Origin of the sequence: Arthrobacter zhangbolii (genome assembly GCF_022869865.1) — a bacterium.
GTDB lineage: Bacteria > Actinomycetota > Actinomycetes > Actinomycetales > Micrococcaceae > Arthrobacter_B > Arthrobacter_B zhangbolii.
This window is the reverse complement of the sequence record NZ_CP094984.1, coordinates 2,433,182-2,444,440: the sequence shown is the minus strand read 5'-3', so window position 1 is coordinate 2,444,440 and position 11,259 is coordinate 2,433,182. Positions and strand designations below refer to the sequence as shown.

Below are 11,259 nucleotides of genomic sequence, written 5' to 3'. Positions count from 1 at the left end.
TATGCGCCGTACCCCCGCCCGCCTGGCCGGAACCGTCCTTGCCGCAGCAGCACTGGTCCTTACTGGCTGCAGCGGCGGAGGCGGCGATGCCTCCGGCGGTTCCGGCGACGGCGGCACGGTGAACGTGGTGGCTTCCACCGACGTCTACGGCAGCATCCTTTCCAGCGTCGGCGGGGACAAAGTTGAAGTCACCGCGCTGATTGACCGGCCGAGCCAGGATCCGCACTCCTATGAGGCCACGGCCAGGGACCGGCTCGCCGTGTCCAAGGCTGACCTGGTGGTGCTCAACGGCGGAGGGTATGACAGTTTCATGGAAAAGCTGGCTGCCGATGAGGGCGTTCCGGAGGATGACATCCTCAACGCGGTGGAGATCTCCGGACTCGAGGGTTCCGAAGCTGACCACTCCGAAGAAGAGGGCCACTCGGAAGAGGACCACGCCGAAGAGGACCACGCCGATGCTGGGCACTCCCACGAAGGGCACAGCCACGGTTCCTTCAACGAGCACGTCTGGTACAGCCCCGAGGCGATGGGCCTGCTCGCTGAGGCAGCGGCCGAACGGCTCGCTGAGCTCGACCCCGACGCCGCCGAAACCTTCCGCAGCAATGCCGCGGACTTCAACGCGGGGATCGAGGACATCAATGCTGCCCTGGCCGCCATGCGTCCCGTGGCGGACGGCCGTGACGTGGCCCTGACCGAGCCGGTGCCGGATTACCTGGTGGAGGAAGCAGGGCTCCACAATGCCACCCCGTCCGACTTCACCGAAGCCGTGGAAGAGGGCGCCGACGTGCCGCCGCAGGTGCTCAAGGAGATGCAGGACCTGGTCACCGGTGGTTCCATCGTCTTCCTTGGCTACAACGAACAAACCTCCACCCCGCAGACCGAAGCCGTACGCGAAGCGGCACTGGCCGAAGGCGTCCCCGTGCTGGACTTCTCCGAGACCCTGCCCGAGGGCCAGGACTACCTGCAGTGGATGGCAGCGAATACCGGGGCCATTGAAGGTGTCCTGCAGTGACGCCCGCAGCGGCTCCGTCGCCGGTAGTGCGCCTGCGCGACGCAGGGCTCTCATTTGGTGAGCGCACGCTCTGGAAGAACCTCGACCTGGACATTAACGCCGGCGAATTCCTGGCAGTGCTGGGCCCCAACGGCTCGGGCAAAACCAGTTTCCTGAAAGTCCTGCTCGGCCTGCAGCCGCTCAGCGGCGGCACCGTCACCATCAACGGCCGCAATGTGCACCGCGGCAGCAGGGACATCGGCTACATTCCGCAGCAGAAGTCCTTCAGCCCCGGCACCCCGCTGCGCGGCCGGGACCTTGTGGGCCTCGGAGTTGACGGTGACCACTGGGGGCTGCGGCTGCGCCGCGCGCCGGTGCGCCGCCGGGTGGACCGGCTGCTGGAGCAGGTGGGCGCACTGGCCTATGCGGACGAACCCGTGGGACGCCTCTCCGGAGGAGAGCTGCAGCGGCTGCGCGCCGCCCAGGCACTGGCAACGAACCCCGATCTGCTGCTCTGCGACGAACCGCTGCTTTCCCTGGACCTGCATCATCAGCAGGCCATCAGTTCCCTCATCGAACGGCGCTGCCACGACGACGGCTCTGCCGTGGTTTTCGTGACCCATGAGATCAACCCGGTGATCGAATATGTGGACCGTGTCCTGTATCTGGCCGGGGGCCAGTTCCGCACCGGAACACCGTCCGAGGTGCTGCGCAGCGACGTGCTCTCGGAAATGTACGGCAGCCGCGTGGAAGTGCTGCGCAGCCACGGACGGATAGTGGTGCTGGGTATCCCCGACGCCACCACACACCACCACGGAGAAAGCGAGGGTGATCTTGGACCTGCGTAGCTTCTTCGAGGCGGTTTTCGATTTCAGTGATTACGGGGAGCTTTTGCCCCTGGTCCAGAACTCCATCTGGGCAGCCGCCATCCTGGGCCTTGTCGGCGGGCTGATCGGCACGTTCGTCCTGATGCGGGACCTGGCCTTCGCGGTGCACGGCATTGCCGAGCTGTCCTTCGCCGGGGCCTCGTTTGCCCTGCTGATCGGCGTCAACGTGGTGATCGGGTCCCTTGCCGGCTCGGTGGCAGCGGCCGTGCTGCTGGCGGTGATGGGTCTGCGGGCCAGGGACCGCAACTCGATCATCGGCGTCATTATGCCCTTTGGCCTGGGCCTGGGCATCCTGTTCCTGAGCCTCTACGAGGGCCGCTCAGCCAACAAATTCGGCCTGCTCACCGGCCAGATCGTGGCGGTGGACACCGTGCAGCTGAACCTGCTGGCGGGTGTTGCCGCGGTGGTGGTTGCCGCCCTGCTGTTCATCTGGCGTCCGCTGACCTTTGCCAGCGCTGACCCGGACCTGGCCGAAGCGCGTGGCGTGCCGGTACGGGTGCTCTCCATTGTCTTTATGTTCCTGCTTGGACTGGCCGTGGCGCTGTCCATCCAGGTGGTGGGGGCGCTGCTGGTGCTGTCGCTGCTGATTACCCCGGCCGCAGCGGCCCTGCTGGTGACCTCCTCGCCACGGCTGGTGGTGTTCCTCAGCGTCGCCTTTGCCCTGGTCTCGTCCGTGGGCGGGATCCTGCTGGCCCTGGGCGGCCGCATTCCGATCAGCCCGTACGTAACCACCGTGTCCTTTGCCATCTACTTGGTCTGCCGGCTTATCCGCCGGTTCCGGACCGGGCGCGGACGGCGGGAACTCAGCAGGAACACCGCCACTGCCGGCGCCTGACTGAGCCTGTTGCGGCCCGCCGGCCTCGTGCGCTGCTGCGCCAGGCCTTGCGGCGCTGCGCCAGGCCTCGTGCTGCACTAGGCCTTACGGGCGCTGCATTCGGGGCAGAGCCCGAAAACCTCCACGGTATGGGCCACATCGGTGAAGCCGTGCCGGGCGCCGAGGCCCGCCGCCCAGGTCTCAACAGCCGGGGCCTCCACTTCCACGGCCTTTCCGCAGTCGCGGCAGACCAGATGGTGATGGTGGTGCTCGACGGCGCAGCGCCGGTAGATTGCCTCGCCGTCACCGTTGCGCAGCACATCCACCAGGTTTTCATCCGTCATGGACTGCAGGATGCGGTAGGTGGTGGCCAGCGAAACGCGTTCCCCGCGTTCCTGCAGCAGCCGGAAGAGCTCCTGGGTACTGACAAAATCGTCCAGCTCGTCCAAGGTGCGCCCCACGGCAAGCCGCTGGCGGGTCATTCGCTGTTCCGGTGCGCGTTTGGACGGCCGGGATGTCTCGGATGACACGGATTCCCCTCCCGGCAATAGGTGTACGGACACTCCGTCTAGATTATCAGCCGGCGGAGGTGAATCCCCGGGCGGCCGGAACCTGCCGGGCCCGGGCAGCGCAGAGTAGGGTGGCGCTATGAAAATGACGAAGTACACGCATTCCTGTGTCCGCTTCGAGCAAGGCGGCAATGTCCTTGTCCTGGATCCCGGGACTTTTTCCGAAGTCGAGACTGCCCTCGAGGATGCGAACGCCATCCTGGTCACCCATGAGCACGCAGACCATCTGGACCGCACCCGTGTGTTTGCACAGATGCATGATGCGCCGGGCCTGGAGCTGTACGCACCGAAGTCCCTCGCAGATTCCCTGCGCGCGGAAGCCGGGGACCTCGCCGGGCGCATCCATGACGTGGAGCCCAACGCGAGCTTCACCATAGCCGGTTTTGGTATCCAGTCCTTTGGCGGCCAGCATGCCCTCATCCATCCCCTGATTCCGATGGTGGCGAATATCGGCTACCTTGTGGAAGGGCGGGTCTATCACCCCGGTGATTCCTTTGTTGTTCCCAACGGGCTGCGTCCTCGGACCGTGCTGGTACCGGTGCATGCCCCGTGGTCCAAGGTGGGGGAGGTGCTCGATTTCGTGATCGCCACCGGCGCCGAGCGGGCGTACAACATCCACGACGCACTCCTGAACGAGACCGGACTGGGCATGGTCGAGGGGCACGTTACCCGTTTCGGGAAAACCTACGGCACCGAGTTCCGCCACCTGGACTCCTGCGAATCCGTGGACCTGTAGTGGACGTAGTAATGTCGGTGCAGGAACTGGCACAGGCCCTCGGCTCGGACCGTCCGCCGGTGCTGCTGGATGTGCGGTGGGTGCTTGGAGCCAGTGACGGCCGCGGGAAGTACCTGCGGGAGCACCTTCCGGGCGCGGTCTACGTGGATATGGATACCGAGTTGTCCGCACCTGCCGTTCCCGCGGAGGGCCGCCACCCGCTGCCGGATCCGGCTGCATTTGCGGATGCCGCGCGCAGCTGGGGGCTGAACCAGGGGGATGCGGTGGTTGTTTACGACGACGCCGGCGGCACCGCAGCTGCCCGTGCCTGGTGGTTGCTGCGGCACGCGGGGTGGAACGAGGTGCGCCTTCTCGACGGCGGGCTGGGCGCCTGGCGGGCTGCAGGCCTGGCACTGGAGAGCGGGCCGGTGAAGGCAACGGAGGGAACCGCGCAGCTCTCCTGGGGCCACATGCCCGTAGCCGGCCTTGCGGACGTGGACGGGGTTGCTGCGGCGGGAACACTGATCGACGCCCGCGCACCGGAACGCTACCGCGGTGAAACCGAGCCGGTGGACCCCCGTGCCGGGCACATTCCCGGAGCCGTCAACCGCCCGTCCACAGCCAACCTGGCACCGGAGGGCACCTTCCGTGCACCGGACGAGCTGCGGAGCGAGTTCCAGGCTTTGGGTGTGCGTCCCGGCGCCCCGGTGGCAGCGTACTGCGGCTCGGGTATCTTCGCTGCCCATGAAGTGGCCGCGCTGGCCTACGCCGGCATCCCCGCGGCCCTGTATCCGGGCTCCTGGTCGCAATGGTCCAATACGCCCGGCGCCCCCGTGGCCACGGGCCCGGGGGCCGGCCGTGCTGAAGTGCCGCCGGAAAAAGGGTAGCGTCGAAGCATGTTTACCGGCCGACCCGTCCCGCCGCCGCTGCGGGCGCCCCTGCCCGCCGCCCGCCGGACGGAACACCCCAAAGGAGAACCCATGCCCACCCTGTTCACCCGGATCATCAACGGCGAGATTCCCGGCCGTTTCGTGTGGAAGGACAACGACGTCGTGGCGTTCCTGAGCATCGGTCCGCTCAGCGACGGCCATGTACTGGTGGTTCCGCGGCAGGAGATCAACAAGTGGACGGATGCCCCTGCCGAACTCATGCAGAAGCTCATCACTGTGGCCCAGGCTGTCGGGAAGGCCCAGGTGGAGGTTTTCGGTTCCGAGCGTGCGGGCCTGAGCATCGCCGGGTTCGAGGTGGATCACCTGCACCTGCACGTCTGGCCGGCCAACTCGCTGGAGGATTTCGATTTCAGCCGCGCCGAAACGAATCCGGACCCGGACCGGATGGAGCGGAACGCGCAGAAGATCAGGGCCGCGCTGCAGGATGCCGGGTATGCGGAGTTTGTGCCCGCAGCCTGAGGCTGCACGGACAGCACAGCGGCAGTTCCGCCCCTGGGGGCGGGGCTGCCGCTGGTGTTTCCGGCCCGGGACTTACGCCGGTGCCAGCGCCGAGTTCAGTGCGGTCCGGATCCGCTTTTCCGAGACGGAGCGCACCGTTCCCAGTTCCTGGGCGAAGAAACTGATGCGGAGTTCCTCGATCATCCACCGCACCTCCGCCAGTTCCGGGGGAGTCCCGCGGCCGGGCGCCAGGGCCGCTACGGCGTCGTCGTAGTCATCCTCGAGCCCCTGGACGACGGCCATCTGCAATCCGTCGCGCTGGACATTGTTCGGCAGCTTCTCCAGCCGGCGCTCGATCCCTGCCAGGTACCGCGGCAGGTGCATCAGCTGGGCGTACCCGGTACGGGCCACAAACCCCGGATAAACGAGGTTCTCCAACTGGGCCCTGATGTCATTCAGGGCGCTGATCAGGGCCAGGGACGTGGTGCCTTTCAGTGCCTTGTTGATCCGGCGGGTGCTGGAAAGGATCTTCTCCACGATCGCCGTGACGGTGAAAACAGTATCGATGAGCTCGGCCCGTACGGTTTCATACAGTGCATCAAACTCCGCCCGGGACCACGGCAGTGCTTCCGGAGTGAGCTTGTCCACGGCAGCCAGCGTGCAGTCCTCGATGAGGGCCGCCACGCTGCCGTGCGGATTCTGGCTGAAGGTCAGTTTTTCGGTATTGCTCAGATGCTCCAGCACATACTTTGCGGGGCTGGGCACGCGCAGTACGAGCAGCCGGATGACACCGGCGCGCATTGCCGCCTGCTGTTCGCCGGGGCTTTGGAAGATCCGCACGCCGGCGGTACTGCCCTCGTCCACCAGGGCCGGGTAACCCGTGACGGTGTGGCCTGCCACCAGCCGCTGCACCTGCTTCTCCAGAGTGCCTACGCTCCATTCGGTGAGCCCGGTCCGCTCCGCCACGGAGGAACCGTTGTCGGCAGCGGCGGAGACCGGGGTGCCGCCCTTCGCCGCTGCCGTACCCTTGGCGCCCTTGGGCCCATGAGGCGCTTTGGGTCCGCGCGGCTGCACGGTCGACGGCGTTGCTCCCAGCGACTCGGCGATCGCGCGGCGGGTGGCCGGGGCCAGGGCTTCCTGCAAAGCGGCCAGGTCCTTGCCCTCGTCCAGCACCCGTCCGGAGGAGTCCACCACGGTGAAGGTCATGCGCAGGTGTCCCGGGACGGCATCCCAGTTCCAGGAACCGGGCGGGATGATGGAGCCCTTGAGCCGGCGCAGCACCAGTTCCAGGGACGGTTCCAACTCATCCGTTGCCGGGTCGAAGTCGGCTGCCAGTGCGGCGGCTGCGGCGCGGGCAACGTCGGGGGCCGGGACGAAGTTCTTCCGCACGGCCTTCGGCAGGGACTTGATCAGCGCCGTGATGAGCTCGGCGCGCAGGCCCGGGATCTGCCAGGCGAAGGGGCCGGGAGTGAGCTGGTTGAGGAACAGCACGGGTACTTCCACGGTGACGCCGTCATTGGCGGAGGGCACCCCGGGCGTGAACTCGTAGGAGAGCGGCAGTTCAAAGGAACCGTAGAAGAAGGACTTGGGGAAGTCGTTCTCATCCAGGCCGGCGGCGTCGTCGGTGCGCAGAGCATCCGGGTCAAAGTCCAGCAGCGCCGGGTTCTCATGCCGGGCGGATTTCCACCACTTGTCGAAGTGCCGTTCGGAGACGACGTCGGCGCCCACGCGCTCGTCGTAGAACTCGAAGAGGGTTTCGTCATCCACGCGCAGGCCCCGGCGGCGGACACGGTTCTCCAGTTCCTCCACTTCGGCCAGCAATGCCTGGTTGCGGTGGAAGAACTTGTGGTGCGTGCGCCAGTCTCCCTCCACAAGGGCATGCCGGATGAACATCTCACGGGAGAGCACCGGATCGATCCGGCCGTAGTTGATGCTGCGCTGCGGAACCACGGGCACACCGTAGAGGGTGACCTTCTCATAGGCCATCACCGCGCCGCGGCTCTTGGACCAGTGCGGTTCGCTGTAGGTGCGCTTGACCAGGTGCGGGGCCACTTCCTCGGCCCAGAGCGGATCGAAGGACGCTGCCACCCGCGCCCAGAGCCGGGAGGTCTCCACCAGCTCGGCGGCCATCACCCAGTCCGGGGACTTCTTGAACAGGGCCGAACCGGGGAAGACCGCGAAGCGGGTGCCGCGGGCACCGGCGTACTCACGTTTGCGCTGGTCATAAAGGCCGATGTGGCTCAGCAGTCCGGCCAGCAGCGACATGTGGATTTCCTTGTGCCGGCCCACCGGGTCCACCGGGTGCGGGGACAGCGTGATACCCAGCGGTTTGGCCAGCTGGCGCAGCTGGGCAAACAGGTCCTGCCATTCGCGGATCCGCAGGAAGTTGAGGAACTCGTTTTTGCACAGCCGCCGGAACGCGGAGGAGGAGAGTTCCTTCTGCTTTTCCTGGATGTAGCGCCACAGGTTCAGGTAGCCGGTGAAGTCCGACTTCTCATCCACGAAACGCTTGTGCATTTCCGCGGCCTTCTGCGCCCGGGCCGGATCATCCTTGGAGGGGCGCTCGCGCGGGTCCTGAATGGTCAGCGCGGCGGTCAGGACCATGACTTCCTTGGCGCAGCCGCGCTGTCCGGCTTCAACGATCATCCGGCCCAGCCGCGGATCCACCGGCAACTGGGAAAGCTTGCGCCCCACCGGGGTGATGCCGCCCTTGGGGTGCAGGGCGCCGAGTTCGCGCAGCAGCACCGCGCCGTCGTTCACCGCCTTGGAATCCGGGGGCTGGACGAAGGGGAAGTCGGAGACGTCCTTCGGGCCCTTGGCCACGCCCATGGCGGCCATCTGCAGAATGACGGCGGCGAGGTTGGTGCGCAGGATTTCCGGATCGGTGAACTCCGGCCGGGATTCGAAGTCCTCCTGCGAATACAGACGGATGGCAATACCGTCGGAGACACGGCCGCAACGGCCCGAGCGCTGGTTGGCCGAGGCCTGGGAAATACGTTCGATCGGCAGCCGCTGGACCTTGGTGCGGTGCGAGTAACGCGAAATGCGTGCGGTGCCGGTGTCGATCACGTACTTGATGCCGGGGACCGTCAGCGAGGTTTCAGCCACGTTGGTGGCCAGCACAATCCGGCGGTTCCGCCCGGGGGAGAAGACCTTGTGCTGTTCGGCCAGGGAGAGCCTGGCGTACAGCGGCAGGATTTCGGTGTTGGCCAGCCGCGGGTTGCGGGAGACGGAGGAGCGCAGGGCGTCGGCGGCGTCGCGGATTTCGCGCTCGCCGGAGAAGAACACCAGGACGTCGCCGGGTGCCTCGCGGGAGAGCTCATCCACGGCGTCGCAGACAGCGTCCACCGGGTCGCGGTCCTCTTCGAGCTCATCCTCGATGCCGTCGTCGTCGCTGCCGCCGTCGGCGGGCTGGTTGAGCGGCCGGTACCGGATTTCCACCGGGAAGGTGCGGCCGGAAACTTCGATGATGGGTGCGGGTTTGCCGTCCAGGGCGAAGTGCTCGGCGAAGCGCTGCGGGTCGATGGTGGCCGAGGTGATAATCACCTTCAGGTCAGGGCGCTCGGGCAGCAGCCGGCGCAGGTACCCCAGGATGAAGTCGATGTTCAGGCTGCGCTCATGGGCCTCATCGATGATGATGGTGCTGTACTTCTTCAGCTTCGGATCATGCTGGATTTCGGCCAGCGGGATGCCGTCGGTCATCAGCTTGACCTTGGTTTTTCGGCTGGTTTCCCCGGTGAACCGCACCTGGAAGCCCACCTCGTCGCCTATTTCGACGTCGAGCTCGGAGGCAATGCGCTCAGCAACGGTGCGTGCGGCAAGCCGCCGGGGCTGGGTGTGGCCGATCAGGCCCTTTTCCGCCAAACCCAGTTCCAGGCACATCTTGGGGATCTGTGTGGTTTTACCGGAGCCGGTTTCACCGGCGATGACGGTGACCTGGTTGGCCGCAATGGCAGCCATGATGTCTTCGCGGCGCTCCGAAACGGGCAGCTGTGCGGGATAGGAAATTGTCAGTGCCATGATTGCCACCAGTCTAGTGGCTCGGGCTGTGCGGCTTCCCGGATTCCGCCGTCGGCGGGATTTCCGCGGCCTGCTGCAGCAGGGCTGCGGCACGGCGGGCACGCTCACGCATTTCCGGCGGTTCAAGGATCTCAAAGGGGACGCCCCAGGCCGTGAGGCGGATCAGGGGCAGGTCCAGGGAATCCCAGCCCCCGCGCAGGATGGTGTGTCCGGGCCCGTCAGCGGAGACATGGGCAACGTCAGGGGGGACCTGTTCGGCTACGGCATGCAGCGGTGCCGCCAGCCGCACCACAACGGAGTAGCGGTATGGATTGCGGGTGATGGATTCCTGCACATAGGCGGCCAGATCGGTGGCCGGCAGGGGCCGCGGTGAAAAGCGTTCCCGTTGGGAGGGGGTGCTGTTGCAGCGGTCCACCCGGAAGGTCCGCCAGTCGGCGCGTTCCAGGTCCCAGGCCACCGCGTACCAGCGCCGCCCGGTGCTTACCAGCCGGTACGGTTCCACCATGCGGCGTGCGGAACCGCCGTCGGCCGCGGTATAGCGGAAGGCCACCACCCGGCGTTCGGTGATGCCGGATGAGAATGCTGTCAGGATCTCCGGGTCCACTCCGCCGCCCGGCCCGGCGAGGGTGGATACGGACTGGCGGAGCGCAGAGAACTTGGGCCGCAGCCGCCCGGGCAGCACCTGTTCCAGCTTCGCCAGCGCACGAACCGAGGCCTCCCCGATCCCGGTGACCGGGCCGGTGGCCACCGCGGTCAGGCCCAGCGCTACGGCGAGGGCTTCTTCGTCATCGAGCAGCAGCGGGGGCAGCTGTGCACCGGCGCCGAGCTGGTACCCGCCGGCGATTCCGGGGGACGCGGAAATGGGATAGCCCAGGCTGCGCAGCTTGCCGATGTCACGGCGGACCGTGCGCTCGGTAATGGAGAGCCGTTCCGCCAGCGCAGCACCGGTCCATTCACGTCGCATCTGCAGCAGGGAGAGCAGTTGCAGCAGCCGCGCGGAGGTTTCCAACATGAACTTCAAGTTACGCCGGATTGAGGTCAAAAGCTGTCCTGATTTCTTTTTACGCTGGGTAAATTCCCCTATCGAAAGGTGTCAGCCATGACGCAGGAACAGCAGGAACAGCAGGAACACCAGCACGATCACCAGCCGCGGACCGGCCCCGGGTTGCAGGAACCGGCGGCGGCACTTGCCGAGCAGCTCACCTGGCACTGGGACAGCCAGGCGAGGCCGCGGCTGGCCGGGCTCACGGACGCCGAGTACTTTTGGGAACCGGTGCCCGGCTGCTGGAACGTGCATCCGCGGGGCACGGGCAATGCTCCGGTACAGGGCGGTGCGGGGGACTACACCATCGACTTTGCGTTTCCCGAACCCGACCCCGCTCCGGTGACCACCATCGCGTGGCGGCTGGCCCATCTCCTTGTGGGTGTCCTGGGCATGCGGAATGCCACCCACTTCGGCGGCCCGCCGGTGAGCTATCAGGATTTCGACTACCCCGGCACTGCTGACGGCGCCTTGGAACTGCTGGACGCCTATTACAGCCACTGGATCAGCGGGGTGCTGGCGCTGAGTCCCGAGGAACTGGACGCGCCGGCCGGTGAGGCGGAGGGCAGCTGGGCCGAGGCTCCCATGTCCGCGCTGGTGCTGCATATCAACCGGGAAATGATCCACCATCTGGCCGAGATCGCGCTGCTGCGCGACCTGTACGCCCACGGGCTGCGGTAGCGCTCCGGCGCAGGCGCGGCAGCGGACACGCACTTTTGCGCTGCTGCCAACCATTGCGCTGCATACCGTCTGGTCGGTATTGTCGGCCCCACACTGCCAGACCTGCCACGCCGGCCCGTGCACCGACGCACGGGCGGCAACCTAGGAGAGCC

General features: G+C 66.6%; 10 protein-coding genes. 7 read left to right on the top strand and 3 right to left on the bottom strand.

Annotated features, from left to right (window positions below; genetic code table 11):
- Position 1 precedes the first annotated feature (1 nt).
- Genes MUK71_RS11345 through MUK71_RS11335 form a run of 3 tightly spaced genes read left to right on the top strand, consistent with a single transcriptional unit; the run spans position 2 to position 2,713 of the window.
- Entirely contained in the window at positions 2–1,012 is a 1,011-nt protein-coding gene (locus tag MUK71_RS11345; RefSeq protein ID WP_227929472.1) for a metal ABC transporter solute-binding protein, Zn/Mn family, read from the top strand.
- The gene (locus tag MUK71_RS11340; RefSeq protein WP_423723751.1) at positions 1,009–1,839 is read left to right on the top strand and encodes a metal ABC transporter ATP-binding protein; all 831 of its coding nucleotides are present in this window, start codon (positions 1,009–1,011) and stop codon (positions 1,837–1,839) included. Before MUK71_RS11345 ends, MUK71_RS11340 begins: the two co-directional genes overlap by 4 nt.
- Positions 1,826–2,713, top strand: a complete 888-nt coding sequence (locus MUK71_RS11335) for a metal ABC transporter permease (protein ID WP_227929473.1) — start codon at positions 1,826–1,828, stop codon at positions 2,711–2,713. Before MUK71_RS11340 ends, MUK71_RS11335 begins: the two co-directional genes overlap by 14 nt.
- 77 nt (positions 2,714–2,790) lie before the next feature.
- Here the strand turns inward: MUK71_RS11335 and MUK71_RS11330 are convergent, their stop codons facing one another.
- Positions 2,791–3,174, bottom strand: a complete 384-nt coding sequence (locus tag MUK71_RS11330; RefSeq protein WP_227903971.1) for a Fur family transcriptional regulator — start codon at positions 3,172–3,174, stop codon at positions 2,791–2,793.
- 166 nt (positions 3,175–3,340) lie between these two features.
- Here MUK71_RS11330 and MUK71_RS11325 point away from each other — a divergent pair, with 166 nt between their 5' ends.
- From MUK71_RS11325 to MUK71_RS11315, 3 genes are all read left to right on the top strand, one after another.
- Positions 3,341–3,997: an MBL fold metallo-hydrolase gene (locus tag MUK71_RS11325; RefSeq protein ID WP_227929474.1), complete on the top strand. Its 657-nt coding sequence runs from the start codon at positions 3,341–3,343 to the stop codon at positions 3,995–3,997.
- Positions 3,997–4,863, top strand: coding sequence for a sulfurtransferase (locus tag MUK71_RS11320; RefSeq protein ID WP_423723750.1), 867 nt, complete (start codon positions 3,997–3,999; stop codon positions 4,861–4,863). Before MUK71_RS11325 ends, MUK71_RS11320 begins: the two co-directional genes overlap by 1 nt.
- A 93-nt stretch (positions 4,864–4,956) precedes the next feature.
- A complete protein-coding gene (locus MUK71_RS11315; protein WP_227903395.1) occupies positions 4,957–5,385 on the top strand; it encodes an HIT family protein in 429 nt (142 codons plus the stop codon).
- 72 nt (positions 5,386–5,457) lie between these two features.
- Here the strand turns inward: MUK71_RS11315 and hrpA are convergent, their stop codons facing one another.
- Both hrpA and MUK71_RS11305 read right to left on the bottom strand, forming a co-directional pair.
- A complete protein-coding gene (gene hrpA / locus MUK71_RS11310) occupies positions 5,458–9,384 on the bottom strand; it encodes an ATP-dependent RNA helicase HrpA (protein WP_227929475.1) in 3,927 nt (1,308 codons plus the stop codon).
- Positions 9,385–9,397: 13 nt separating this feature from the next.
- Positions 9,398–10,396 (bottom strand): helix-turn-helix transcriptional regulator, encoded by a 999-nt coding sequence (locus MUK71_RS11305; protein ID WP_227929476.1) that lies wholly within the window; start codon positions 10,394–10,396, stop codon positions 9,398–9,400.
- Positions 10,397–10,483: 87 nt separating this feature from the next.
- Here MUK71_RS11305 and MUK71_RS11300 point away from each other — a divergent pair, with 87 nt between their 5' ends.
- Positions 10,484–11,107: a DinB family protein gene (locus tag MUK71_RS11300; protein ID WP_227929477.1), complete on the top strand. Its 624-nt coding sequence runs from the start codon at positions 10,484–10,486 to the stop codon at positions 11,105–11,107.
- Positions 11,108–11,259 lie beyond the last annotated feature (152 nt).